The organism is Bacillus safensis (assembly GCF_039619585.1).
GTDB lineage: Bacteria > Bacillota > Bacilli > Bacillales > Bacillaceae > Bacillus > Bacillus safensis.
Genome location: NZ_CP154909.1, coordinates 1,301,310 through 1,327,163, shown reverse-complemented (window position 1 = coordinate 1,327,163; position 25,854 = coordinate 1,301,310). Strand labels below are relative to the sequence as shown.

General features: G+C 39.6%; 32 protein-coding genes. 9 read left to right on the top strand and 23 right to left on the bottom strand.

Going from position 1 to position 25,854, the window contains the following annotated elements:
* Nucleotides 1-10: 10 nt before the first annotated feature.
* Nucleotides 11-592 carry a molybdenum cofactor guanylyltransferase gene (locus AAYR28_RS06765; protein ID WP_125586281.1) on the bottom strand — a complete coding sequence of 194 codons (582 nt, stop codon included), beginning with the start codon at nucleotides 590-592 and terminating at the stop codon, nucleotides 11-13.
* Nucleotides 593-677: 85 nt separating this feature from the next.
* On the opposite strand from AAYR28_RS06765, the gene AAYR28_RS06760 reads away from it, so the two are divergent.
* Nucleotides 678-1,595 carry a sigmaE regulated sporulation protein gene (locus AAYR28_RS06760; protein WP_345808957.1) on the top strand — a complete coding sequence of 306 codons (918 nt, stop codon included), beginning with the start codon at nucleotides 678-680 and terminating at the stop codon, nucleotides 1,593-1,595.
* A 47-nt stretch (nucleotides 1,596-1,642) separates the two neighbouring features.
* Here the strand turns inward: AAYR28_RS06760 and rok are convergent, their stop codons facing one another.
* From rok to ahpA, 3 genes are all read right to left on the bottom strand, one after another.
* Nucleotides 1,643-2,215: a transcriptional regulator Rok gene (rok, locus tag AAYR28_RS06755; RefSeq protein ID WP_024426871.1), complete on the bottom strand. Its 573-nt coding sequence runs from the start codon at nucleotides 2,213-2,215 to the stop codon at nucleotides 1,643-1,645.
* 481 nt (nucleotides 2,216-2,696) lie between these two features.
* Nucleotides 2,697-3,155, bottom strand: coding sequence for a TlpA family protein disulfide reductase (locus AAYR28_RS06750; protein WP_024424727.1), 459 nt, complete (start codon nucleotides 3,153-3,155; stop codon nucleotides 2,697-2,699).
* Nucleotides 3,156-3,237: 82 nt separating this feature from the next.
* On the bottom strand, nucleotides 3,238-3,780 hold the full coding sequence (gene ahpA / locus AAYR28_RS06745) for a biofilm-specific peroxidase AhpA (RefSeq protein ID WP_003211758.1): 543 nt from the start codon (nucleotides 3,778-3,780) through the stop codon (nucleotides 3,238-3,240).
* Nucleotides 3,781-4,051: 271 nt separating this feature from the next.
* On the opposite strand from ahpA, the gene AAYR28_RS06740 reads away from it, so the two are divergent.
* Nucleotides 4,052-4,861, top strand: coding sequence for a mechanosensitive ion channel family protein (locus AAYR28_RS06740; protein WP_024424726.1), 810 nt, complete (start codon nucleotides 4,052-4,054; stop codon nucleotides 4,859-4,861).
* A 22-nt stretch (nucleotides 4,862-4,883) separates the two neighbouring features.
* Here the strand turns inward: AAYR28_RS06740 and AAYR28_RS06735 are convergent, their stop codons facing one another.
* The 14 genes from AAYR28_RS06735 to fadH form a co-directional block, all read right to left on the bottom strand.
* The gene (locus AAYR28_RS06735) at nucleotides 4,884-5,126 is read right to left on the bottom strand and encodes a YkuS family protein (protein WP_024424725.1); all 243 of its coding nucleotides are present in this window, start codon (nucleotides 5,124-5,126) and stop codon (nucleotides 4,884-4,886) included.
* A gap of 50 nt (nucleotides 5,127-5,176) precedes the next feature.
* On the bottom strand, nucleotides 5,177-6,307 hold the full coding sequence (locus tag AAYR28_RS06730) for an N-acetyldiaminopimelate deacetylase (protein ID WP_120207133.1): 1,131 nt from the start codon (nucleotides 6,305-6,307) through the stop codon (nucleotides 5,177-5,179).
* Nucleotides 6,308-6,388: 81 nt separating this feature from the next.
* Nucleotides 6,389-7,099: a 2,3,4,5-tetrahydropyridine-2,6-dicarboxylate N-acetyltransferase gene (gene dapD, locus AAYR28_RS06725; RefSeq protein ID WP_070325769.1), complete on the bottom strand. Its 711-nt coding sequence runs from the start codon at nucleotides 7,097-7,099 to the stop codon at nucleotides 6,389-6,391.
* A gap of 109 nt (nucleotides 7,100-7,208) precedes the next feature.
* The gene (locus AAYR28_RS06720) at nucleotides 7,209-7,667 is read right to left on the bottom strand and encodes a flavodoxin (protein WP_080701188.1); all 459 of its coding nucleotides are present in this window, start codon (nucleotides 7,665-7,667) and stop codon (nucleotides 7,209-7,211) included.
* A 16-nt stretch (nucleotides 7,668-7,683) separates the two neighbouring features.
* Nucleotides 7,684-8,577: a WD40/YVTN/BNR-like repeat-containing protein gene (locus tag AAYR28_RS06715; RefSeq protein WP_070325768.1), complete on the bottom strand. Its 894-nt coding sequence runs from the start codon at nucleotides 8,575-8,577 to the stop codon at nucleotides 7,684-7,686.
* On the bottom strand, nucleotides 8,567-9,043 hold the full coding sequence (locus AAYR28_RS06710; RefSeq protein ID WP_070325767.1) for a flavodoxin: 477 nt from the start codon (nucleotides 9,041-9,043) through the stop codon (nucleotides 8,567-8,569). The genes AAYR28_RS06715 and AAYR28_RS06710 overlap by 11 nt, the downstream gene beginning before the upstream one ends.
* Before the next feature lie 123 nt (nucleotides 9,044-9,166).
* The gene (locus AAYR28_RS06705; RefSeq protein WP_120207134.1) at nucleotides 9,167-10,048 is read right to left on the bottom strand and encodes a LysR family transcriptional regulator; all 882 of its coding nucleotides are present in this window, start codon (nucleotides 10,046-10,048) and stop codon (nucleotides 9,167-9,169) included.
* Nucleotides 10,049-10,144: 96 nt separating this feature from the next.
* Nucleotides 10,145-10,588, bottom strand: a complete 444-nt coding sequence (gene cbpB / locus AAYR28_RS06700; protein ID WP_034281593.1) for a cyclic-di-AMP-binding protein CbpB — start codon at nucleotides 10,586-10,588, stop codon at nucleotides 10,145-10,147.
* Between the two features lie 146 nt (nucleotides 10,589-10,734).
* On the bottom strand, nucleotides 10,735-10,926 hold the full coding sequence (gene abbA / locus AAYR28_RS06695) for an antirepressor AbbA (RefSeq protein WP_003210802.1): 192 nt from the start codon (nucleotides 10,924-10,926) through the stop codon (nucleotides 10,735-10,737).
* 149 nt (nucleotides 10,927-11,075) lie between these two features.
* Nucleotides 11,076-11,591, bottom strand: a complete 516-nt coding sequence (locus tag AAYR28_RS06690; RefSeq protein ID WP_034281591.1) for a ribonuclease H-like YkuK family protein — start codon at nucleotides 11,589-11,591, stop codon at nucleotides 11,076-11,078.
* Nucleotides 11,592-11,737: 146 nt separating this feature from the next.
* The gene (locus AAYR28_RS06685) at nucleotides 11,738-11,980 is read right to left on the bottom strand and encodes a YkuJ family protein (protein WP_003212254.1); all 243 of its coding nucleotides are present in this window, start codon (nucleotides 11,978-11,980) and stop codon (nucleotides 11,738-11,740) included.
* A 184-nt stretch (nucleotides 11,981-12,164) separates the two neighbouring features.
* Nucleotides 12,165-13,061, bottom strand: coding sequence for a manganese catalase family protein (locus tag AAYR28_RS06680; protein WP_034281589.1), 897 nt, complete (start codon nucleotides 13,059-13,061; stop codon nucleotides 12,165-12,167).
* Between the two features lie 429 nt (nucleotides 13,062-13,490).
* The gene (locus AAYR28_RS06675; protein ID WP_034281946.1) at nucleotides 13,491-14,711 is read right to left on the bottom strand and encodes an EAL domain-containing protein; all 1,221 of its coding nucleotides are present in this window, start codon (nucleotides 14,709-14,711) and stop codon (nucleotides 13,491-13,493) included.
* A 64-nt stretch (nucleotides 14,712-14,775) separates the two neighbouring features.
* Nucleotides 14,776-15,540, bottom strand: a complete 765-nt coding sequence (fadH, locus tag AAYR28_RS06670) for a 2,4-dienoyl-CoA reductase (protein ID WP_034281588.1) — start codon at nucleotides 15,538-15,540, stop codon at nucleotides 14,776-14,778.
* A 138-nt stretch (nucleotides 15,541-15,678) separates the two neighbouring features.
* Here fadH and AAYR28_RS06665 point away from each other — a divergent pair, with 138 nt between their 5' ends.
* From AAYR28_RS06665 to AAYR28_RS06650, 4 genes are all read left to right on the top strand, one after another.
* Nucleotides 15,679-16,536 (top strand): metallophosphoesterase, encoded by an 858-nt coding sequence (locus AAYR28_RS06665; protein WP_081124329.1) that lies wholly within the window; start codon nucleotides 15,679-15,681, stop codon nucleotides 16,534-16,536.
* A 156-nt stretch (nucleotides 16,537-16,692) separates the two neighbouring features.
* Nucleotides 16,693-17,190, top strand: a complete 498-nt coding sequence (locus AAYR28_RS06660; protein WP_342501057.1) for a L,D-transpeptidase family protein — start codon at nucleotides 16,693-16,695, stop codon at nucleotides 17,188-17,190.
* Between the two features lie 73 nt (nucleotides 17,191-17,263).
* Nucleotides 17,264-18,541, top strand: coding sequence for an MFS transporter (locus tag AAYR28_RS06655; protein ID WP_034281582.1), 1,278 nt, complete (start codon nucleotides 17,264-17,266; stop codon nucleotides 18,539-18,541).
* Nucleotides 18,542-18,800: 259 nt separating this feature from the next.
* Entirely contained in the window at nucleotides 18,801-19,016 is a 216-nt protein-coding gene (locus AAYR28_RS06650; protein ID WP_024424712.1) for a hypothetical protein, read from the top strand.
* A 152-nt stretch (nucleotides 19,017-19,168) separates the two neighbouring features.
* On the opposite strand, the gene AAYR28_RS06645 is transcribed toward AAYR28_RS06650, so the two are convergent.
* Nucleotides 19,169-20,065, bottom strand: coding sequence for a DMT family transporter (locus AAYR28_RS06645; RefSeq protein WP_217008572.1), 897 nt, complete (start codon nucleotides 20,063-20,065; stop codon nucleotides 19,169-19,171).
* A gap of 113 nt (nucleotides 20,066-20,178) precedes the next feature.
* On the opposite strand from AAYR28_RS06645, the gene AAYR28_RS06640 reads away from it, so the two are divergent.
* Nucleotides 20,179-21,096 (top strand): AraC family transcriptional regulator, encoded by a 918-nt coding sequence (locus tag AAYR28_RS06640; protein ID WP_268468668.1) that lies wholly within the window; start codon nucleotides 20,179-20,181, stop codon nucleotides 21,094-21,096.
* Between the two features lie 126 nt (nucleotides 21,097-21,222).
* Here the strand turns inward: AAYR28_RS06640 and AAYR28_RS06635 are convergent, their stop codons facing one another.
* Nucleotides 21,223-21,399, bottom strand: coding sequence for a hypothetical protein (locus AAYR28_RS06635; RefSeq protein WP_169737552.1), 177 nt, complete (start codon nucleotides 21,397-21,399; stop codon nucleotides 21,223-21,225).
* 500 nt (nucleotides 21,400-21,899) lie between these two features.
* On the opposite strand from AAYR28_RS06635, the gene AAYR28_RS06625 reads away from it, so the two are divergent.
* The gene (locus tag AAYR28_RS06625; RefSeq protein ID WP_008356877.1) at nucleotides 21,900-22,361 is read left to right on the top strand and encodes a YkyB family protein; all 462 of its coding nucleotides are present in this window, start codon (nucleotides 21,900-21,902) and stop codon (nucleotides 22,359-22,361) included.
* Between the two features lie 37 nt (nucleotides 22,362-22,398).
* Here the strand turns inward: AAYR28_RS06625 and AAYR28_RS06620 are convergent, their stop codons facing one another.
* The 3 genes from AAYR28_RS06620 to AAYR28_RS06610 all read right to left on the bottom strand — a co-directional run bounded on the left by AAYR28_RS06620 (nucleotide 22,399) and on the right by AAYR28_RS06610 (nucleotide 25,354).
* Nucleotides 22,399-23,307, bottom strand: a complete 909-nt coding sequence (locus AAYR28_RS06620) for a chemotaxis protein (RefSeq protein WP_024424709.1) — start codon at nucleotides 23,305-23,307, stop codon at nucleotides 22,399-22,401.
* A gap of 73 nt (nucleotides 23,308-23,380) precedes the next feature.
* A complete protein-coding gene (locus AAYR28_RS06615) occupies nucleotides 23,381-24,691 on the bottom strand; it encodes an MFS transporter (protein WP_034281575.1) in 1,311 nt (436 codons plus the stop codon).
* Between the two features lie 123 nt (nucleotides 24,692-24,814).
* The gene (locus tag AAYR28_RS06610) at nucleotides 24,815-25,354 is read right to left on the bottom strand and encodes an RDD family protein (protein WP_024424707.1); all 540 of its coding nucleotides are present in this window, start codon (nucleotides 25,352-25,354) and stop codon (nucleotides 24,815-24,817) included.
* Between the two features lie 301 nt (nucleotides 25,355-25,655).
* Between AAYR28_RS06610 and AAYR28_RS06605 the strand changes: the two genes are divergently transcribed.
* Nucleotides 25,656-25,808, top strand: a complete 153-nt coding sequence (locus AAYR28_RS06605) for a hypothetical protein (RefSeq protein WP_162842519.1) — start codon at nucleotides 25,656-25,658, stop codon at nucleotides 25,806-25,808.
* The last annotated feature ends 46 nt before the right edge of the window (nucleotides 25,809-25,854 follow it).

Sequence of the window (25,854 nt, the reverse complement as noted above, 5' to 3'; positions counted from 1 at the left end):
TTTTTATGTATCATATCATACCGTTTTCAGGTAAATCGCTTCTTTTATTGATATTACGAAATTCATTTGATGTCACGTTCAGTTCTTCCTCTGAAACGATACGCACTTGAAGCTTTTGAAGCAAGTCCTTGACGGCAAATTGATTCTCTTTTAAACACGCGCGAATAAAAGGCAGAGAGCGGCGGTGATAAAGCGCAAATAAAGGCTGTAATCTGCCCTGAACAAGCGGGATAATGGCATCTGCGTGCTCGCTGCAATAGGACGATAATACTTTCGCCGTTTCCTTCCGTATGAAAGGCATATCACATGCCGTTACTAAATACCATTCTGCCTCTTGCTTTTGCATCGCCGTATATATGCCGGCAAGCGGTCCGCATCCGCGCACCTCTTCATCATCTAACCACACACTTTGTTCACCTCTTGCTTTGAAAAAAGGAAGAAGCGACGGATGGCTGATGATAACCGTCTGCCCTTCTAAAAGCTGCTCTTTCACATGCTCATATAATGGTTTCCCTTGATACATATGACTTGCCTTTGGCTCTCCAAAGCGTCTGGAAGCGCCTCCAGCTAAAATTACATTCACTACGTGCATCCTCTAAGTCCTCCTTTGATATGGTTGTTCTAATCGCACTCCTTTCGCATACTTTATTGGTAACATGAATAAGGAGGGTCTATCGATGAACAGGCGCCATGCTTCTCCCCTATTCCATGATTTATCTCAAGAGAATTTATACTTAAAAGCTGAAACTGCCAAATATCAACAAATGATCTCTGATTTACAGTCCTCATATACGTATTCTAAAAATAAGAAGTTAACTCAAGAATATCATGAGATGAAAAAGGATTTCACGCAATTAAAACAACAATTGGATGAAATGACCAATGATCAACACGATGCTGCCTCAAAAATACAGGAACTCTCCTACAGCAAATCAGAATTATTACATAAAATTGTCCTTCTCCATGAGATGCTGCAAAAGGAAACCTATCATAGAAGAAAAGAAACCGAAGAAAAACACAGGCTGCATTTGAAAGTTGTCAAATATAAGGAAATCTCTCAACAATTAAATGAGCGGATAGAGGATCAAGATAAACAGCTTGCAAAAGAGGAGAAAAAAGGAAATACTTTATCCGCAGTGATTGAGAAGCTGCAGCAAACATTGAGCGATAAAAATGTAGAGTTTCATGTATTACAGGAAGGCGTCAGACACCTTCAAGAGCGTTTTTATGAAACACAAGAGAAATTGCTGCAAATAGAAAAAGCAAAAGAAGCGATTTTTTACGAAACGCTCACAAGCTATCAAAAACAGTTAGCAGAAAGCGAAGAATGGATCGCCTCTCATTTTGCTGATATTGACCAGTCAGCAAAAACAAATGCACAGCCATTCTCACGAGACCGCATCCTGCAAACGACAGAAGAAATCGAACCGATCTTGAAGAAACTCAACGAACAAGTTCAAACACTTCAGGAACACGTTGATGCAGTGCAGCGTAATGGAGAGGTCATGACAGTCAAAATCGACAGCTTCAAAAAACAGCGTGATCACCTGCCCAAGGAACGCAAAATTGTCTATACAGTTGATCAAAAGAAGTAATTCTCGAAATAAAAAACTGCTGGCTTTTACGCTCAGCAGTTTTTTATTTATTCGTCTTCTGTTTGAATGTCGCCTTCTAAAATATACTGTCCGCGATAAGGCTTCTTCACTTCAGGGTACATTTTAATTAAGCTTTGCATAAACGTTGTCATATTTGGGATTTCAAGACCGCTCTCTTTTTCGATCTCTTTTTGAAGTTCTGAGCTTTTAATCGCTGCATTATGACGTTTTAACGTTTTAATCGCAGCTTCACGAAGCTTCGCTGCCTTAGAGCCAGGACGAGCTGTGCCTCTTCTGCGTCTTGTCGATCCTTCAGGAATACCTACAGGTGCACCGTTTAGCTGTCCTGTTCCTAAAGATGATGATTGTGGTTGTGCCGGCTGCTGGTAGCTTCTCATTTCTTGCGCAGCAAGCTCAGCTAATACAGGCAGTGAATCCGTCTTTCTCTCTGTACGTACTTCTTTTTTTGTATCTGACACTAGACCTGTTCCTTGACGGTCTAATTCTCTTAATTTTGCATAAATCGCATCTCGCTCAATTTGATATTCACGGATGACCTTTACTTCTGCCTCGTTTAATTGTTCCAATCGTAAACGTAACGCTTCCCTCTCATTAAACAATGGATTTCCCCCTCATCATATAAAAAATATTCTATAGTAAATATTAGATTAGAAAACTAATTTTATCAACTATTTTTTTATCATTTTACAGTTTGCTAACAGATAGGTATTTTCAACTAAAATTTTGCCAAAGAGGAAAAATCGGCACCCATTTCATTGCCACTATAGGCTTTTGACAAATCTTAAAATATTGTAAAAAAATTGAATAAACGCTTATACTACTTGATTTATATAGTTATTTACCTAACTGAAATTTCTTTTGTGCAAAAACGTTCTGAATAGTAAAAAGTTAAAATCTTTACATTTTCATTTCAAAACAAAAATGTAAATAGGTCGTTATACCTTTTTGTTTCAGGGATATTTTTTAATAAACTCCCTCATTTTCTCTTTTCTTAGGAATAACACCTACATAAAAACTCATCTGAAGCCATATGCTTCCTATTTTTGTCCATGAAAAAACCCCCATTTATGGGGGAAAAGCTTATTCTGCAGCCTTTTCAGACTCAGAAAGCACTCGATTGACACGTTTTTCAAGCATTTTCATTCCGCTTCCGCCGGCTTGGAAGTGGCGTAAAGCACCTGTTTTATCAAATACATAATATGCCGGTACATATTCGTTTTCAAAGGCTTCTGTTAAGTGATGATCACTGTCCACAAAGATTGGCTGCGTGATTTCATGCTCTTTCGCAACTTCTTTGATTTTTTCTAGATCTAGGTCATCCTCTGAACGAGGCATATGAACTGCCACAACGTTTAGTTGATCCTTGTATTCATCACGGAATTGATTGACTTGAGGCATTGCCTCTTTACAAAGATGACAGCTGACAGACCAGAAATGAATCAATGTTGGTTTGTCACCAATCAAATCTTCTTTTGTTACTTCTCCATTTAACCATTCTTTTGCACCAGTTAGTTCTGGCATTGGTTGACGTAATTTCATTATGAAGCGCCTCCATCCATTGTATGTGTCGAAACAAAAAGGTCTAACATCAGTTAGACCCTCCTGTTTCTTCAGTTATCAATTAAAGTGTTTTTTGACCAGGTTTCCAGTTCGCTGGGCAAAGTCCACCAGTTTGTAATGCTTGAAGAACACGTAATGTCTCATCTACATCACGACCGATATTGTTGTGGAATACTGTTTGGTATTGTAGTTCGCCTTCTGGGTTAATGATGAATAAACCGCGAAGAGCAATTCCTTCTTCTTCGATTAAAACGCCGTATTCTCTAGATACTGTGTGGTTAGTATCAGCAGCTAACGGGTATTTTAATTCACCTAGACCATTATCTTTACGGTCTGTATTGATCCAAGCAAGATGCGTGTGGATTGTATCAGTAGATACACCAATGATTTCTGCATCTAAATCTTCGAACTCGTCATAACGATCGCTCATTGCTGTAATTTCAGTTGGGCAAACAAATGTGAAATCCATTGGATAGAAGAAAAGAACTGTCCATTTGTCATTCTTCATGTTTTCCTCTAAACTTACTTTACCAAATTCCTTGTTAGCAAGTACTGCTTCCATTTCAAAACGTGGAGCTTGTTTTCCTACAAAACGCTCTGCCATATGTAAATCCCTCCAAAAAATAATATCTTTATACAGTCTTCTTAGCTGTATATAAAATGAGAATCAAAACTTAAAATTCTCATTTAGTTAATAACTTCACAATTACAATTATAATACTTATGCGATTTTTAGTCAATATTAATTAATAATAAATTTAATTAACGATTTGTCACAATTCCTGCTCTACTTATCAAAAGTTTAACATGACTTGCATAAGGGAACAAATGATTAGCTTCTCTTTTAGAGCATACATAGAAAGGTTTTGAAGATTATGAGAGCATTTCAACAAGTAGATTGGGTTTCCATTATCCTCAATAGCAGTATGATTTTGCTAAAACTAGTCGCCATTTTTGCCATTTACTTTATCATCAGAGCCATAGGAAACAAGATGATTAAGCGCGCCTATTCAACATTCGCTGAAAAGCATGAAGTCTCTTTATCAAGAGCTCAGACACTGCAAAGTTTGACGTTAAATATTTTCGCCTACTTATTGATTTTTATTCTAGTTGTGATGATCCTCGACTTATTTCATTATAACCCGACCGCTTTGCTGGCAGGTGCGGGCGTTGTGGGACTTGCGATCGGTTTTGGCGCTCAAGGTTTAGTGAGTGATATTGTGACCGGATTCTTTATATTATTGGAAAAACAATTTGATGTAGGAGAATATATAACGGTCGCTGGCTTTGATGGGATTGTCGAACAAATTGGCCTAAGAACCACGCAGCTTCGAAGCTTTGACGGTACCCTTCATTTCATTCCAAATCGCAGCATACTGAATGTGAGCAATCATTCAAGAGGGACGATGCAGGCACTCGTTGATATTGAGCTGTCACCGGATGAAAATGTCGATCAGATGATCACAGCCCTTCAAGCTGCCTGTGATGAAGTGCGGGAGGAAACTCCGCAAATTATCGAAGGTCCTCAAGTTGTCGGCGTAGAGGCGTTCGGTTCCTCTTCCCTTGTGCTGCGCATCATAGCGAAAACTGAAACAATGGAGCAATGGCGAGTGGAACGAATCTTGCGCAAAAAAATGAAAGAAGTACTCGATATAGAAAAAGAGCAAAAAGAACCGGGATCATAATCTACCGGTTCTTTTTCTTGTTTTATTGAACACGCTGTTCTACTTCTTGACAAATTTCATCAGCCGTCATACCTGATGCTGTAATAACAGATGCCTTTGTTGTTGTGTCTGAAATGCCAAGAACATTTGAATCTAGTCCTGTGACGACATAACAGTCACACTGATCCATTTGCTGTTCATTTTGAATACGTACGACATCATACCCTTTTTGCTTCAATAGTTCTTCTACATCGGATAAAGATTGTTCTACACCAATTCTTGTCATAATCAAGAACACCTCCTGTTCATAAGGTGTACAGGAGGCAGCTCAATTATTCATTCGCCAGCTTGCTTTTTAAAATAAGCCGTCATGACATTCACAGCTGTTTCAATCGCGTTTTCATCAGGCTGGAGCTTTGCATGGTGCAGGCCGTATTCTGAATCGACCCCTAACCAAAACATGAAGCCGGGATACTTTTTCAGCATGTACCCAAAATCTTCTCCTGTCATGGCTTCTCTGCATTCAATCACATTTGCTAGCCCTTCTTCGGCTACATATGACATAAATTCCTCAGTCAAATCCTTTGAATTGTCCACTTCGTAATAAGATGAAGGGTATCGAACGGTTGCCTTGCATTCGTAGCCAATTTCAATTCCTTTTGCCAGTGCTTCAATTCGTTTTCTCACCTTGTCCATAGACTCTGGCGAAAGTGTGCGAATGGTACCGTCAAGCTTTGCATGCTGTGCAATAATATTTTGAGCCGTTCCGCCGGTAATCGTACCGACTGTAATGACTGCACTATCAAGGGGGTCGACATTACGCGAAATGACCGATTGCAGCTGACCTACAAGTGCACTTGCAGCAACAACCATATCATTTGCTAAATGAGGATATGCAGCGTGTCCGCCTTTTCCTTCAAGCTCAATCACAAGCTCACTCGTATTGGCAAATAACAAACCAGGCTTCGTAGCAATTGTTCCAACAGGATATTCAGGTGCGATATGCAGCGCTGTAATAAAGTCTGGTGTCCATTTTTTAAGAACATCACTTGCAAGCATTGGTTCGGCACCGCCTGGACCTTCTTCTGCCGGCTGGAAGATAAATAATACGTCTTCTTTGATCGGTTCATGAACGAAATGATCAATGATACCAAGTGCAATGGTCATATGAAGGTCATGTCCACATGCATGCATCTTTCCTTCATGCACAGATTCAAATGGATACCCTGTTTCCTCAGGAATAGACAGACCGTCCATATCTGCACGATAAGCAAATACGCGCGTTGGATTTGTTCCCTTCACTTTCACAAAAAGCCCAGTTCGCCACGTTTCAATCTCAACTCGATCTTTTGAATAGGTGTTAAGGTGCTGAATGAGATACGCTTGTGTTTTAAATTCTTGGAAACCAAGCTCAGGGATTTGGTGTAAATCTCTTCGAATGGATATTAATTGCTCACGATTTAACAAGTGAACTCACTTCCTTTCTTCTATACGAATAAGACGTGGATATCTCATCCACGTCTTTGTCTTCAGCTGCGAATTATATGATTAAAGCTGACGCAGTTCTTGTTTGATTTCTGTCTTACCTTTTGTTTTTTCATCAATGTCTTTAATTTTCTTTGCAGGTGTACCTGCTACAACTGTGTAAGGCTCTACATCGTTCACAACGATCGCACCGGCAGCTACTACTGCACCTTTACCAATTGTCACACCTTCTAGAACAACAGCGTTCGCACCGATGACAACATCATCTTCTACAACAACTGGTTTAGCAGACGGCGGCTCAATGACACCTGCAAGAACAGATCCAGCACCGATATGACAGTTCTTACCTACTGTCGCACGGCCGCCAAGCACCACGTTCATGTCAATCATCGTACCTTCGCCGATCACAGAACCGATATTAATAGAAGCACCCATCATAATGACTGCATTATCACCGATTTCAACTTGGTCACGAATGATTGCACCTGGTTCAATACGAGCTTTAATGTTTTTCAAATCTAACATCGGAATTGCAGAGTTGCGGCGGTCATTTTCCACGACAACATCTTCAATTTTATCTTTGTTTGATGCTAGCGCTTCTTGAATTTCGCTCCACTCACCGAAAACAACTCCAGTGTTTCCTGTGATGAATGTTTTTGCATGTTCACCAAACTCAATACCTTCTAAGTCACCTTTAACATAGACTTTGACAGGTGTTGATTTTGTACTATTTTGAATAAATGAAATAATTTCATTAGCGTCCATTTGTTTCATGTATGTATGTCCTCCTCTTAATTTATACTTCATTACTGTACCAAAGGAGTGTTTTAATGACAAGTGTTAGAGTCCTCTCCGCAATGGAAAATAAAACAAGCGGGACCGATTATCCCGCTTCTTGCTGGTGAAGCTGAACAAATTGTCTGCCAAAAGAAATTAATTCGTCTTCTTCCTCCCCTTCTGGATTCAGCTCAATCTTAACTGAGGGCAGGACAATGTCACCGCCAAGCTCCTTCACTTTTTCTTCAATTAGGTCAACAGCTCCGCAAAAATGTTCGTAAGATGTATCGCCAGAACCAAATACTGCAAATGCTTTACCCGTTAAATCAAGGTCATCCATTTCTTCATATAAATCAATAAAATCATCCGGAAGATCGCCATCTCCCCATGTATACGCCCCTAACATAATGTGCGAGTAATCATTGAGCAGCTCGGCATCAATATCCATCGCTTCATGCCGGTCTACGCTGGCTCCTGCTTCCGTTAACCCTTTTTCAATTAAATCTGCCATCGCTTCTGTATTTCCAGACATCGTGGCATATACCAATAAAACCTTTTCTGTCACTTTTTCTTCCTCCTTATCAATGAATCAATGCAGGCTCCTCATATGGCCTGACAAACTTACTTTCATATAAACCCGCACAGAAAAAGTTTTCGTTTTGATTGGCTACACGAAAACCATGTCCTTTGATCGTATCAAACCATTTGAGCTCTTTTTGCTCAATATCAAGCTGATACACTTTAGAAAATCCGTGTTCGTCTTGTGAGGTGGTCACATACACAATGCCATTATCCTCTGACACATCCAAAAATGATTCTTCTCTAGCAAAGGCCTGTGATTGAATATCATGCAGAATATTTGTATGTAAATCTAAAATTTGAACAGATCCTTTTTTGCCTTTTTTTGAACCTAACGCACAAACAAGAAGATGTTCATGACAGAGCAGCATAGAAGCTGTCATGCGGTGCTCCTCTCTGTTTAGAAGAAAAATCTGTTCACTTTGCAAGTCATACACCCATATTCCTCCGTGAACCTCATGAATCTGTGTTCCAATATAAAGATGGTCACCTGCAGCACATAAAGAACGAATGACCGGCGGATGATTTACATGAGCAAATGGCTTCATAATTTCCCAGGAAATTCCGAAATCATTTGACACATAGATACTATGTTTTCCATGCGCACACACAAATCCATCTTTGCGTCCTGTAATAGACCAAACGACTGCATTTGTTGGGAATGAAGATAACGCCCATGTACTGCCTTCATCTCCTGATCTAATTACTGTGCCATTTTCACCAACACCGAATAAATAAGGGCCAATATAGCTGATCGCATGGATTTTATGCTTGAGCTTAAACAGCTGCTGCCATCCGCTCTCCACACTATAGTGAAAAATACCTTCACGTTTTACAGCAACAAAGTATCCACCACTTTTAGATGCTGCAACGGCTGTTGCTCCTTTATGAAACATGATTTTCAACTCGTTTCTCAGATAAAGCAGCCCACGTTAAAAAGCTCGCAGCAAATTCCTGACAGCACGCCACATCTTCATCTGTATCCGGTGCAAGCTCCATTTTTAATGTTTCAGGAAAAACGGATGCACCCGTTGATTTCAGCATGTCATGGAATGTATGGACAGCCTCACAAAACTTCGGATAGCTGTAATCACCCGATCCAAAGACAGCTGCTTTGATGTGGCTAAGTTCAAGAGTAGAGACCTCTTCATAAAAATCCTCTGCTTCATAAGGCAAATCTCCATCACCCCATGTATAAGAACCAATGAATACGTAATCGTATGAGGAAAGGTCTTCTGCATTCGTATCATCAAATTCCATCATTTCTGTATCGATCCCTTTTCCTTCAAGTGTTTGCTTTAAGATCGCTGCCATATCTTCCGTATTTCCAGACATACTCGCAAATGTAATTAGTGCTTTCATCTATCGGTCACCTCATCTAAATGATAATCATTTTCAATTATTATATGTACACTTTAAATGATAATGATTTTCATTGTCAAATGATTTCATAAAAAAAAGTACCTCCCTATTCCAAGAAGGTACTTACACCGCATCATTTTCAAGCATTTCTTTAACCACACCGACAAAAGCTTGCACCTGTTTTAGCTGAAAAGACGCTTCATAGCCTAGCAGCCATGTGTCACGGCCGATTTGCTCTCCATTCACATCAACAAGCGGTGTTTTATAAACACTTTTTTCGTGATCATATAATGTAACAGAAGGCAAAATGGCGTAGCCGATGCCGTGGTAGGCCATTTGTTTACATGTTTCAATTTGGTCCACGAGAATCGTCTGCTTTGGAGACACTTTAAATTTTTGGTGCCACCAGTGCTGGATTTCCTGATAATATGTGCTGTCGCTTTTAAATTGGATAAATGGCCGCTCCGTCTTGATTAATTCATCTACGTCCTTGATCACGGAATCGACTAAATATAAATGATCTGTCATCAAGTATTCCTTTGTCCCCTTCCAATCAGGGTTGCCGCGAATGATCCCAATGTGCACATGGTCCTCATACAAGCTTTTGAGCATTTCACTGCTCCAGCCGGTCACGAGTGACACCTTGGCATTTGGGTATTTTTCGACATACCGCTTTAACACTTTCGGCAGCCAGTGCTGTCCAATAATGGATGCAACCGCAAGCTTTAGTGTACCGTGAATTTCCCCTTCAAGTTCATCGATTCGTTCTCTCACTCGATCCTGCTCAACCGTTACTTCTTTTGCAAATTGAATAATCTGTTCTCCTGCCGAAGTCACGGTGAGCCCTTTCTGAGAACGAAAAAAGATTTTGGTTCCCCATTCCTTTTCGATCGTCTGCAATCTTTGAGATAATGCAGGCTGAGAGACAAAGAGCCGCTCTGAAGCCTTTCTCATATTCAATTCTTCACTTAGCACAACAAGCATATGTAACTCCTGAAGCTGCATGGGCGTCCCCTTTCTCTCTATAAGTTTTTCTTATTTTATATGCTCATTATATAAATTTTAACTTATGAAGGCAAAAAAAATAAGCTGGGCTGCAGCTCATTTTTTCGCGGAATGAATGACCTCATTTAAGCGCTTTAATACAACACGTCGTGTAAAAATGCCCTCAAAGACCTGCTCCTCATTTTCTACACAAACAAATCCATTATTCGTCACAGCGTGAACGCCTTTTAGTACAGGATCTGTTGTTTTAAGTCTCGGAATATCCGTCAGCATGACCTCTTCAACCTTCAACTGGTCCAGCTTCTCGAATTCGATACGTTCTAAACCGAAGATTTTATCCATAATCATATTCGTTCCAATTAACCCGTGTAAATGATAAGAAGCGTCTAATACCGGTATGGCTGTATATCCTGTTTTTGTTAGAACCAATAGGGCATGCTCAAGATTATTTCCAATTTGAACATGTGCCACCTTATCTGCATCAATCATATGCTCGGCTACTGTTGACTCAAGCAATTGAGTCGGTTCTATCTCTATCATGTTTCTTCGACCCCTTTTCTCTCAATCATCAATCATACATTCCCCTTTACCATTAAGCATAAACTAAAACGAAATTTGTCGAAAGATTTTTTCTGCATAAAAAAGATACTCAGCCCCCGAGTATCTAATAGAATGTTAAATCAATATTAATTCTCAAACCTTACTCTGTCATACAATGTGATCAATTGCTTATACGTATTGTCGTCGACATTTTTTGTTCCACATTCTATATCATTGATCTCACTGCTTAGTAATTCGACAGCATATTCCTGATTCAGCAATACGTTTAATAATAGCTTTTTCTCTTCTTCATTAAAACGATTTTCGATGACGCTCATTCAACATCAGGCCCCCTGTTTCATATATGCTTTTATATTGATTAGCAGGCTTTTGAATGTCTGCTTCCTCTCTATACAGCTAGAATAAGGAACTAGAATCGAATCGTCAACCGCACGTTTCGACAAGGTTTGGAGAAAAATGACGGAATTTATTTTGTGTATCGATTGGCATAGCAAAATGCTGCATATGAGTCGGGTTTTATTTTTGCTTCAATTCCCATAGCTGTGATCATTCCGGTCATTTCCTGAATCAGCTCTTTCGTACTTCCTTTTTTGCCAATATCCAGATGGGCTTCAAAACGAAGGTCTGCCCCTTCCTCAGCAAACGGAAGAAGCAAATCCATCAGTTCTGTTAAAGGCCCCTCAAGGATGTCTGCACATACCTTTTGGCTAAACGCTGTCTCTAATGAAATTTTTTCTCTAAGACTTTGCACGGCTCTCTCGATCACTTGTTGTGTGAGACAACCCCAAGCTCCTTTGCCAATCCGGTGGAGATGAATTGCAGTCATAAATGTTGTGACATTTTGATTGACCTGAGAGTCCGTACCAATTGATAACACATAGGCGGATCTAGGGTCTTTTCGAATAAAGTCTTTCATTCTCATGACGACATCAGAAAACGCTAAATGATCTTCAGAAAGATTGTAGAAAAAAGAATCACTCACAGAAAGGAACTCCTTTTTAATGGTCTCTTATCCGAAAAATGCGCTGATTGATCATCTTCCATTTGTACATCTCATCTATGATGATCCATGTATGCTGCCGCAATAAACGAAGGAATCCTCAGAAAAAACATTTCATACGATTCAGCTTAGGATTGTAGAAGCTCAAAAATCTCAATCGAAATCATATCAATGTTGTCAAATGGGAAAGTATTTGGCTTATCCCCTTGTTGAAAAACAGTCAATTCAAACGTTTGATTCTTTTCGAAATACTTAACACTACAGATTTTCTCACCGTTCACTTCGAAATAACGCTGTGCCGGCTCGTTTGCAGCTTCTGCTGTCTCTTGAAGACTTTGCAGCCTTGTAATGATACCCATTAATTGTGACATTCTAAAAAAAGACTCCTTTCAAAAAAACAACTCAAGATGAACCCGTATTGATTATACACAAGTCCTACAAAGCATCATACCATAAAGTGTTCTCAGATGATATTTTTCCTCTTGAATTCAAAAAAAGAAAAAGAATCTGTTTTTTTAGTTTGAGTCTTTTTTCTCATCTCATGCACCATGATTTTTATAAACCGGCAGATCTCATCAGCCGTTTCGCAATTTCATCAAAATCTTCTTTAGAAATCCCCGGAGCAAACTCTTCTGGCAATTCTCTATAATCTGGCACAGGTGCTCCTTGCGGGGTGCCCTCAATGACTGTCAGCGGCTTTCCATCAATCGGGTGGCTGCCTTTCCAAATTTTATTGATATCCTTGTAATCCGTATCACTAAATGTGTACAGCTTTGTATGAACATTCTGGTCTTCAAATTTCCTCGCTGAATCAAAGTATTTGTTGTCGAGATTTGGGATTGGCAGCATTTTCCCTAAATCTACTCCTGTAGCGACTTCAAGTGCCTTTGCATATGCCACAATATGCACGCCGCCCCTGACAAGTAAATAACCGATCATCTCTCTTGCTGTAGGATGGTCCGTCATTTCATATACACGCATTTTGTGCGTACGAGCTCCGCATTCAAGAAAGAAATTATGGAGGAGATCAAGAATGAGGTTGCCACTTGAGAACACATTCTCTCCGGTCCAAGGTTTTGCCATTGAATCAAACGGATAGCCTGTTTGGGCTGTTTGAATAAAATGCTGTGTATTTCGTTTATCGACAGCTGCCTTCATCGGCGTCGTATCTGGATCCCCGCCATGGGTGGTTCCTGTAATCATGAGATTGATGGCTGTGGTTACGAGCTCGACATGACCGAATTCTTCAGCCGTAATACTGGATACGAGGTCATAAAACGGTTTGAGTTTTCGTTTTCCTCTAAAGTTAAAGGATTGAAACATGTAATTATTTAATGTGGACATTTCACCGAATTTCCCGCCGAGTAATTCTTGCACAGCAGCGGCACCATTTGCATCTGGGTGATCTGGTCTTGGCAAATCGATGAGCAGCCGCATGTCACGTTTGATCATGATGTTTCCCTCCTACCGTCTAACTATCATCACTTAAGATGTATGGAGAGTTTGGGCTGTCCTATGCATGAAGGGAAAGATTGAAGCACAAAAAAAACTTGGCGGGGGTAGCGCCAAGTTTTTTGGATCTTGATCTGATAGAGGGGTTGGGGAACAGAGAGTAGCTTCTCTCTATAACTAAATGATAATGATTATCAGTTTCATTGTCAACCATTTTTTATTTCTTTTTTCTATCAAAAAAAGCAGCCTGCGAGGCTGCTCAGATTGAGACAAAAGGCTAAAATGCCTTTTGTTTATATTTCAGCGTGATAGAAAACCTTTGAAGTCTAGGAAGGACGAGTACCGGAGCGGAGCGAATTGTACATTCGTGAGCACTGGCACATAGGAGTGACAACAACGAATGCGAGGGTTTGTCTTCACGCCGCGTCTTCAAATTAATCCATCTTGCTCATATAAATAAGCATACGGAAGGTCTATAAACAAATACATATCACCCTCTAAAGGATAAGAAAACGTACGTATCCTCTCACCGGTTTCTAAATCACTGTAAATATCGCTGAAAAATCCTTTTCCGCTAATTCTCATTTGAAGAATATTTTCTAGGAAATAAGGACGCCAGCTCCAGTTTTTTTCTATATACTCCGGCTGAAACAGCCATTCTTCTTCTTTTTTAAACACATTTCCAGTGATTTGAAAGCCTTCTTCATTACACATATAAATCCGGAAGCTGCAATCTGTTAGTTCAAGTGCCAGTTTTTGAATGAGCTCATCATTTGTGCTGCACGATTTCTTTAAAGTCGTAACAGCTAGATGAATTCGTTTATAGAATGTTTCAGAATGTTCGTAGACAGCTTGCAGCTTCTTTTTCTCATGGGCAATAAATTGCTGGAATTCTTCTCTAAGCTGATCTTTTCGGTGGCTTCGGTCGATTAATTCTCCTGCAGGCTCATGAAGATAGAACCCTTGAAAATATCTCCCGCCATTTCTCCAAGCATACTGCAGCTGGAAATTTGCTTCAATATCCTCATAAATTAAGGCAGCTCCTATTTTTCTTGCAAGCAATGAAATGCTGTACAAGACATATTCATAGGAAGGAGATGGAGCCGATGCCTTTAATGCCTGTAAATCTATTTTTAATAAATCAGGTGAAAGCAAGGCAATCCGGTCCAGATTACTGCTTTCTTTTCCTATATTTGAGACGGCGATCTTAATCCCATATGTACGATAATACGTTAACGTATGGTATAGCTGTTCAATGTCGCCGCTAAACGTATGCTCTGCAAACTCAATAACAAACCGGTTAAGCTGAATGCCCCTTGCTTCATATTCCTTTAAAAGTTCTAAAAAGCTTTCACCATGATCCAGCATAAGGATATTGGCATCATGATTAATAAAAATGAGCAAATCGTCATCTGCAGTTGTGAAGAGATCAAGTGCTTGAGTCAATACTTTGTGATCTACTTCCAATTTATATTCGTCAGGAATAGATGAATCCGTAAAGAAGGAGCCTAGGCTGACCGTTTCTGACTCAAGCTTCATTCTTCCTAGAATCTCATAGCCTATCACTTTTTGCTCTTCCGCACTGAATATTGCTTGATAGTGCGGGAAAACATCTTCAATATTCGTTAAAATATCCAATGGATCGACCATTTTCATCACCTGCTTCTCTCTTTGTGTGATTATACCACATCAAAAGCAGGTCTTACATCGTCAATCAAAATGGTGATTGGTTGAGCCATTGTCCCCCATCCATCGTGATACAATCTCCATTTATATAAGACGCATGCTCAGACAATAAAAAGCTCGCAAGCGCTGCAATTTCCTCAGGTGTGCCCAGTCTGCCAAGAGGAACACTATCTAATGTTCTTTGCGCTGCCTCTTCAGATTCCCATAGTTTATCTGCACCGCCTGTTCTCTCAATTGGACCTGGTGCGATCGCATTGACGCGAATGCGATATTGCTTCCCCCATTCCACAGCAAGCGTTCGAGTAAGAGACAACACACCGGCCTTTGCTGCCGCCGAATGCGCCACGCCTACACCAGCACCCCATGCATAGGTGGCCACCATGTTAATCATACTTCCCCTTTTCTTTTGACGAATCCAGTAATTCCCCACTGCATGGCTGCAAAAAAATGTACCATTTAACACAATATCAATGACAGCCTTCCAGCCGTTAGGAGACAGTTTTTCTGCTGGCACTAAAAAATTTCCTGCTGCGTTGTTAATGAGGGCATCGACATCACCAAATGTATCCACTGCAAACTTGACCATATGGTCAGCATCCTCCGGGTTTCGTACATCCATTTGGAAATAAGCGACCGATCCGCCCTTCTGCTTCATTTCTTTTGCCGCTTTTTCCAGCGTCTCTTCCGTTCTACCAGTAATCACGACATTCCAGCCTTCAGCTGCCAAATGAGCAGCCATCGCCTTCCCCATACCGCTTGATCCCCCTGTGACAATCACTGTTTGTTTCGTCATTTGTTCTCCCCCTCTGTGTCATTTGAATGACTATTCATTCATTATTGTCTATCATATCATGATTGACCCTCGGTGCACCATATGGGAGATTTTCCAAATATGATGCTATACTTAATTTTATTTATAAAGGAGTCTTATATGAAGCAGCTTTCCCGCAGACAATTTTTAAAAGGAGCAGCTGGTGCGAGTATTCTCGGTTTTTTGGCTGCAAGTTGTGGATATGGATATGCCAGGTACATTGAGCCGCGCATGATCGATACCGTGTCACTGACCATTCAAGATGCTCAGCTTCCAGCTTCATTTGACCAGTTTAAAATAGCCCAATTTAGTGACGTTCATTTGAGTGATACATTCCCTGCGAAGGATCTACAAACCATCGTCCAGAAAATCAATGCTGCATCTCCAGATCTCATTGTGTTCACAGGTGATCTCGTTGATTTTCAAGCATCCTCTGAAGAGCATGAAAAAGCGAAGGCTTATTTGAATAAGCTTCATGCTCCGTTCGGTAAGCTTGCCATCTACGGAAATCATGACTACGGACCATTTGGCGTGGAGCTCTATGAGAAAACAATGGAGGCTTGTGGATTTACTTTATGTAAAAATGATGTGTTTCTATTAGAAAAAGATCATGCGCATATTCAGATTGCTTCACTGGATGATCTCATGATGAGCTTGCCTGATTACGATTTGATCAAACGGGAAGTATCAACTGATTTATTTACGTTACTGCTCGTCCATGAGCCTGATGCCGCTTTAGAGCTGAAAACAACACCTATTAACTTGCAGCTTTCCGGGCATACGCATGGCGGTCAAGTGCAGCTGCCTTTCTATGGACCGGTTCTCACAGCACCTTACGGCCGTACATATGTAGAAGGTTTATACGGCATCGATCAGCACCGCATCTATGTCAACCGTGGACTTGGAACAACGCGGCTGACGCTTCGGTTTTTAGCCAAACCCGAGTTAACCTTTTTTACCTTGACATCTCGCGTATAAATAGAAGCCAAACCGCCCTCTCCTGCATATGTATAATCAAAGTTCTTTTTCATGACAAATGTTAGGAGAAACCTTACGGGGCCTGATTCCGTCCATATAGTATGTCAAGTGACGGCATCATGGCTTCTTTTATTTGAGTAAAAGGAGTGTGCTTTGGTGCTTCGATACACGGTGAAAAGTGGAGAAACCCTTGCTTCTATAGCACTTGATTTTCGAACTACAACAAATGCCTTAAAGGCTGCAAATCCGTCACTTCAAGCTCGCGAGCCCGAACAAAATGAGGTCATTATCATTCCTGGTTTGCCGGATCCTAATACGATCCCTTACCGCATTTTTATTTCGATTTCAACGAAACGTCTCGTTTTGTTTTCTGGATCACAGCTTATTCGTTCGTATCCGATTGCAACAGGGAAAATTTTAAATATGACACCGACAGGTTCTTATTATATTGTCAACAGACAGCCAAACCCAGGAGGTCCCTTTGGCGCTTATTGGCTGAGCCTCTCAAAAATTCATTACGGCATTCACGGTACGAATAACCCGTCTTCAATTGGTAAAGCTGTTTCTAGAGGATGCATTCGCATGTATAATCAGAATGTCATCGAGCTTGCTTCACTCGTTCCAAACGGAACACCTGTGACCATTAGCCAGTAGATGAAATCAATTGTACGAATGGTTAAAATTTTATATGATATAAAGTGGGATCTTCAGGTTAAGGAGCGTATTTATGGATATTTTTAAAAACAGAAATTTTGTTCGTCTCTTTTTTGCAGCACTTGCTTCGCAAATGGGGACAACAGTAGGCAATATGGCGTTTGCCTTTTATTTGCTCGACCATTTTAGTCATCAGCCCGCATACGCCACATTGGCTGAGCTCATGTATTCTCTTCCTACCGTCTTTGTCTTTTTTATGGTCGGTGTAGTCGCAGACCGTTTTGATCGTAAAAAAGTCGCAGAGAATTGTGATTGGATACGAGCTGGGCTGACGATTGTATTATTCATCGTTATTTATTTTAATTCACTGCCACTTATTTTCTTGATCTTGTTTATTCGAAGTGCCATTACGAAATTCTTCTATCCAGCTGAAGCTTCTCTCGTTCAGGCCATTTTAAATAAAGATCAATATGCAAAAGCCGCTGGCTTAAATCAAATGCTGTTTAGTTTATTTATGGTATTTGGCGTTGGTATTGGTGCCATTATGTATAAAACGATTGGACTTCACGGTGCCATTACAATTGATTTAGTCAGCTTTATTATTTCAGGCATCCTGATTCGTTCATGTAACATTCCAATTGAAGCGCGCCAGCCAAATGGACAAGCTGGCTGGAGAGGCATGACCATCAAAACGTCTCTGAAAGATTTTAAAGAAGGCATTCTGTATATTTTAAAAAACAAATTATTGGCTTCTTTAATTTTTGGCTTTTTTGTTTTCGGTCTTGTCAATGGCGCATTTGCCGTTCTTCCGATGTTTACAATGAAATATGGACTTTCACCGGACCATTTTGAACTGCATACATCCTTCTTTACCATTGCGATTGGTGCAGGTCTGCTCGTTGGAAGCTTAATGGGCTCTGTCCTCGCTAAAAAGGTAAAGATGCAATATCTCATGTCGATTCCAATTCTGGTCGCAGGTATTTTGATTTTTGTCCTTGGCTCTACTCATACATTATGGTTGTTTTATGTCACATCATTTGTCATTGGTACATGCATTGGCCCAGTCAACATTGTCATTGGCGGCTGGCTGCCTAGAATCGTCCACCCTCGCCTGATGGGCCGTGTGTCAGGATGGGTTGATCCGCTCACTATGTTTGCTCAATCGATGACATTAGGTCTGATTGCTGTATTATTTCCAAAACTCATTACAAATGTTTCTTATATTTATTACGGAATGGGCTTTATTATTTTACTCGTCTTCCTTTTTTACTTCATTACACTGCCAAAGTTCAGCAGAGAAGCTGCCGACTTAGACGTGCAGCGTGAACTAAAGGGTCAGGGAGTTCAATAAGTAAATAGCAAAAAGGACTTTCTTTTCAGGAAAGTCCTTTTTGTATGGCTGAAACATCCTTCATGTCATTTCCTCTGCCCATAGAATCTGTTTGAAGCATGCATAAATAAATCGCATATACCTCGCTTTACTAACGCCTCCATCCTTTTAGCACCTCTCGTTTTGTTTTGTTGATCCATTTTTTCTTGTTTTTCACAATAAAATTCCTTTACATCATTAAACGTTTTATAGTAGGATAGTCAGGTTGGAGGTGAAGGAAATGCTAAAAAGTTACTATTTTATTCATACAAAGAATGAACAGGGACAGTTTGTTGTACATACAGAAGATTGTGCATTTTTAGGTGATGCTGCAAGCCGTACATTGATTGGCATGCATATGAATGGGGAAAGCGCCATGGGTGAAGCCAAACAAATGACGAATGAAACTGACTTTAATGGTTGTTTTTATTGCGCTTATTCTATTCATACAAAATAATTCATCTGCTTACATCATATAAAAAAATATCATTTGAGAAACTACCCATTTTAATAAATAGGTAGTTATCATGAACTAATAGTTCACTTTATTTATATTTCATTCAGTCAATTCTTCTTATCATTCCTTCTATTGTTCAACACCCATCCCTCTCATTTTTTCGGCTGATACAAAGCCAAGAATAAAATCATATAGACAATACAAGCTGTCCCTATCCATTGGAAAAGTCCGAATGGCTCTTTTAACCAGAAAACAGTCGTAACGACTGCTGCAAGGGGCTCAACACTTCCAATTAAGCTCGACTCTTTTGGTGATAAGTATTGCAAACTTTCTATGTAAAACCAAAAAGCGATCATCGTTCCAAATATGACCACAAATAATAAATAGACATACGCTTCAAAAGGTAAATGAGTTAGATTAACCTTCCATGGGGGATGGATCAAGCTAAGGGCGCCTCCTCCTATCAGCATTGCCCAGCCGACAATCACTAGAGAGTCGAATTGTTTTAACAGGCTAATTGGATATAACGTATAAAACGAGAGCGCCACAGCCGATAATATTCCCCAAATCACTGCCGCAAATGGAACGGTTAATGTTGAAATAGAACCATTCGTCAATAAGAAAAACATACCCGCTAAAGCCAATACCACTGTGACCAGATCTCTTCTAGTGAAGGTTGATTGCCTGCGAATGACCAAATACACGATAATCATAACAGGGGCAGTATACTGCAGCAGCGTTGCCACAGCAGCATTTCCATGTTGAATGGATGCCATATAAGTATATTGAACAGACAGCATCCCCATTAGCCCAAATAGAAGGATTTGCATCGCTGTCCTCTTCTTTTGCCACACACCCATCAGATGTGTTTTTTCTTTTGTCATCACATGAACAAATAAAAGCAATCCCCCTGAGATGAGCAGCCGGACCGTCACAAGCCAATCGACATCAATCCCATATTGCTGAAACAATTTTTGTGAAATCGTTCCTCCTACACCCCAGCAGATGGCGCCTATGAGTACAAATAAAATGCCCTTTCTCCTATTCATTTTCATTCTCCTCAATTCTTAACAAATCATGATAATATAGTTGATAGTAGTTCAATTTGTTACATATTGATATATGAATTGAACATAAAAATAAAAGAATATTGAGGAGAATCATGCACAACCATCATTTTCTGATTGACTACAACCTGAAAGAATTAACGGAGCATTCCACGACAACATGGCCTATTGCTCTTTATCATACGAAAATTCGTCTTCATAGAAGCGGCTATATTCCTCTTCACTGGCATGACGAGTTTCAATTTGTCTTTATTTTAGAGGGTGAGGCTGAATTTCATATTAATGAAGAGACATTATATGTAAAGCAAGGAGATGGCATTTTCATCAATAGTGGCTGCCTGCACATGGTAAAAGATGCGAATGGGACGGCATGTACTTATGTTTGTTTAAATGTCTCTCCCTCTTTCATCACAGCGAATGAATTATTCACCACTTTTGTCCATCCTTATATGCATGCGAGCCAGACACCTTATATTTTACTCAACCGAAAAGATCACTGGCCAAAGCAGATTTATCAATGTATTCAAACCATTCAACAATTAATTGATGAAACTCCAGTCTATTATGAACTTGAACTCAATATTCAGCTCATCACCATTTGGAAAAGCTTATTACAAAATGGCTTCCAAATGAAACATGATGCGCGTAAACACGATAAAAATGAACGGATGAAACACATGCTGAATTGGATTCATCAGCATTATCATGAAAAGATCCTTCTCCAAGATATCGCTCGTGCAGGTCAGCTTAGCCGCTCAGAATGCTGCAGATCCTTCAAAGACATTTTAAAGAAATCACCTATGCATTATGTAAATGAATATAGAATTCAGCAAAGCCTCATCCTGCTCCAAGAAACGGATCTCAATATCACAGAAATCGCCTACCAAGTAGGTTTCAACAGCACAAGCTATTTTATCAATTTGTTTAAAAGAATAAAAAATACGACACCTTTAGCATATAGAAAATTAAAACAGACTGATTCTCTTCAGATTAAACGGGTAGAAGAAAACTGATGACAGATAGTGTGTTTGCTAAAATGAAGAGGGTGTTTAAACCCATCATAAATAACTATTGAAAATACAAGCAATGAGAATGGCTTAAATTTCAATGCCCTCGACGAATGCAGACTAGGGCATTTTTTATTGCTGTTTTTGTTCTTTTAGTTTCTTGAAAATCACAAATTGATAAACTCCAAATAATACGGTTAGGATCATAATTGCTGTAAATAATTGATCGACTGGAAGCAAGAAATATACGACAATAAAAGATAAAAGCAAAACAAAATAACCTATATTGAACGCTTTTTTGAATGTCATGATATTACCTCCTTTTTACAATCATATCACGTTTTAACTAACCGAATAACCAATTTTATCCAGTTAAAGCCCCTATCCATTTATGGACAAAAGCTTTACTTGTTTTAACACTTTTCGAGACTGTTCCTCTGACATCTCCTTTATGCTGTCAATCTGTTATCGATAACCGTAATCTAAAAAATTTACCGTTCACAGTTTACGACTTACTCATGCGACTATACTGATAAGCAAAAGAATACCAGTCAAATTCATAGCTGATCGTCTTGGGAACAACCCTCAAATGATTAATGATATATATAGCCATACCTTTGAAGAATTAGGCTATGAATTTATAATTTGGGGGATGTTTTTGGGGGGATTCTAAAACACAAAATTTTCAACCCTCCCTAATCCCTTTATACCAAAGGTTTTCTTTTTACAATAACTCTATTTGCAATTTACTAATAAAAACGTATAATTTATACTAAGCACAGGAAGACGAAAGACAAAGGAGAGAAAAAATGGACGATTATGCTCATACTAAAGACATAGAACCTACAGCAGAAAACATCGCAAAAGCCATTTATACTGTTAACCGCCATGCTAAAACCGCACCAAACCCCAAGTTTCTTTATCTTTTGAAAAAACGCGCGCTGCAAAAACTATTGCAAGAAGGTAAAGGAAGAAAAGTGGGCCTACATTTCTCTAACAATCCCAAGTATAGTCAACAACAGTCCGACGTGCTGATTGAAATTGGAGATTATTATTTTCACCTGCCACCAACGAAAGAAGACTTCGAATTTTTGCCACACTTAGGAAATTTAAATCAATCATATCGCAATCCGAAAGCGAATATGTCATTAAACCGAGCAAAACAAATACTTCAAACGTATGTCGGTTTAAAAGAAAAACCTGCCGCCACAAAACAAAAATCACATTACACAAAGCCCGTCTTCAAACGTCTCGGGGAAAGTTATTTTTAAACAGAAAAAAACCACTCATACCGAGTGGTTTTTTCGTTTAGATAATAAAATGATCGACTTTTTCAATCAGCTGATGAATTTCTGGTTTACTGATTTGATCATCTGCCCCGATCGTTTCCCCTTTATGACGCAAATCTTCAGTGATTAACGAAGAGAAAATAAGAATCGGAATGGAATTTGTTAAAGGATTGTCCTTCAGCAGTTTTGTTAGCCGGTGGCCATCCATTTTAGGCATTTCAATATCCGTAATAATCATATCAATTTCTTCTGTGACACTGATTCCTTTGCTGACAAGGTCCATGACATGATCATATGCCTGTTTGCCATCTTCAAAGGTCACAATGTTTTTATAGCCTGCTTCGGTTAATTCATTTGTTAATAAACGCATGAGAAGCGGAGAATCTTCAACGACATACAGTTTCTTCCCTGTTCTTCTCTCGTCTTTCTCACCGTCAAACATATGATACGTATCAACACCAGAAGCGGATTCAATATCATAAATGATTTTTTCGTAATCTGGAAGGAAAATCATTTTTTCATCAAGCTTAATGATGCCCGTTAAATGACGGTCCATCCCTTGATTGAGTGCAGTCGGCTTCTCAATCTCTTCCCAGCTGACGCGGTGAATTTGTGATACCGTTCCTGTATGGAACACAAATTTCCGTTGGTTGAATTCAGTCACAATATATTTCTCTTGTTCTGACTGATCTGACTCGACATTAAAAAAGGAAAATAGATTGATGACTGGTAAAATCTCGCCTCGTAAACTAATCATCCCTTCTACATCTTGGTGAGAGTGCGGTACAACCGTCACCTCAACCGGCTGAATGATTTCTCTTACTTTCATGACGTTAATGCCGAATTGATTTGCACCAATTTCAAACTTCACAATTTCCAATTCATTGGTACCAGAGTCAAGTAAAATTTCTTGTTTGTTTAAAGCCACGGAAATCCCTCTATTCTTCAATATAAGATTGTACTTTTTATATCGGCAGCATAGGTAAAAAGTTGACGTTTCTTTACGCTTTCTCTCGAACGAATTGATGAATCACAAGTCCTATCGCTGCAAGGATGAGCAAAGACCCTAGTGCAAGGCGGCTTGCGAGATTTCCGTGCTCTGCAAACAGCAGGGTAACTGAGCCATAAATGATCGGCCCGATAATGGAAGATACCTTCCCTGAGAATGCAAAGAGGCCAAAAAACTGTCCTCTTTTTTCCTTCGGTGTCAGTTCAATAATCAAGATTCGTGATGCCCCCCAGCTTGCGCCAAGTGAAATCCCGAATAAACTGCCCGCTATCCAGAAGACCCATTCGGTTGCCGCTGTCACAGCCAGAATCAGCGCCACAATCAAAATGACATACACAACTGTAATCGATCGCTTTGCCCCTATCGCTTTTGTGATATATCCAAACAGAAAGGAGCCAATGATACTTGAAATGGTCGACACAAGATAGAGCAAAATAAATTGCCCAGCGGTAAAGCCAATGATGATTTTGGCATAAACAGCCATCATCGCAATCGCTGTTTGTAAAGCATCATTCATAAAAAAGAAAGCAATCATAAAGATAAAAGCTGGCTTGTACTTTTTCATCTCTTTAAACGTGTGAATAATCTCTTTATACCCGCTGAAAAAAGACGCCTTTTTCTCTCGCTGAGGCAGCGGATGAGGATCTTTTACAAAAAAGAGAAAGGGTAGAAAAAAGAGAAGGAATAAAAGAGCTGTCGGAATAAATGCTTCATGAAACTGGTCATTGCCGACAAGTAAATAAACAGAGAGGCCGACAAGTGTTCCTAAATAGCCAACAGCGATACCAAATCCTGAAATAAGCGGGATTTCTTCCTTTGTCCCAAGATCGGGCAAAATGGTGTCATAGAAAACAAGACTAGAATGATAAAAAAACTTTGCGATCACAAACAAGGTGACCACGACCAATAAAGAAACAGGCAGCCCAAACCATTCACTTGAGAAATCAATCCCAGCAAAAATCCCCATCAAAAGCGTACAGGCAATACATATGAACGTAAACACCGTAATGTAGCGTTTCTTTTTCCCTGTACGATCAATCAGCACTCCGTATAAAGGTGTAAAAATGACGAGAAAAAAGCTGGCTAGTGCGTTTGCATAAGAAATAAAGGTGCTGGCGATCTGGTCCATTCTCGCACTGTCCCCGATCGTTTCCTGCAAGTAAAATGGGAAGAAAATGGTGATCATATTTGATGAAAAGATCGTATTTGCAAAATCATACAACGCCCAGGCCAGCACAGGTGCTGTCAAAAACAGCCCAAAGCCTGCCCCTTTTTTCTGTGCGGTCTTTTTTCCTGTTCTCAATCGATTGTCTCCCTTCCCTGCCTCATTTTTCACTATCATTCTATTTTATGTGCTGTTTCTCTCTTCCATACAAGCGATCTATGAAAAAAAGCACCTCTTACCATCAGCAGAGGTGCTTTTTCATTATTTCTTCACAACAATGGTACTTGCAATCAAATCGTGAAGTGCTTGTTTTTTTTCTGTGAAGAAAGCAATGATATAGCCAATATATAAGATCGGAGACAAAAAGCCTTTTGCAAAGAAGCGGCCAGTTGCACGGCCAAATGTGACCTTTTCGCCTGTGACTTTTGTTACTTTGATGCCGAGAGCCATCTTTCCAAGTGTTCCTTGCAATTTTGATGATTCCATGATGGCGTAATAAAGCCATGTCACCACGGTACCCATCAAGATTGCCCCTATATAGAAAAAGATCAGTCCCATAATAGCTTCCCATTCCTCATCCGTTATGACGGTTGAAGAATAGTAATAACTGTCGTCATCCATCATCATTGCTGCCTCTGGGCTTGAAATAAAAAAGACTGACGCCAAAATAAACATGATAAATGCAATTGGTACACCGATAATGATACCGTCCAAAAGGTGTGCAAGAAAACGATAGCCTACACCTGCTAGCTCAGGATGCTTCTTTTCTTGAATGTGTGGTTCTGTTATGTTGGTTTCCATCCTATTTCTCCTTTATTATGTATGTTTTCTATAAATTTCTTATAATCATTCGTTATTATATCCTATGAATATAGCAAGATCAATGGAGCTTACACTTTTACATACATTTTAGATCAGTTTGATCTAAGCGATTTATGTGAATAAATACTGAAAATTTGTGAAAAACATGGCACTTCTAGTTCTTTTACCTCCTGATTTTTTAACATTTTGTGATATTTTCGTCTTGTTTCCATTCTTCTGTTGACAATGATTCTTCAAATGGTACAATAGTCAAGGATTTTTTTAAAGAAAGGTGTTCATGATGGGAACTGTCGTATTATTAAAGAACAACGAAATGACTGTAATTGAAGATATTTGCGAGGCTGATTTTTTAGATATGAAGCATGGTTTGTCAAATGATGACACAGCTTATATCTCTTGGTATGAAGACTACGATACTGCTTATGGATATTGATTTCATTTCATAGATGAAGCGTAAAAAAAGGCGATACAACCTGAGA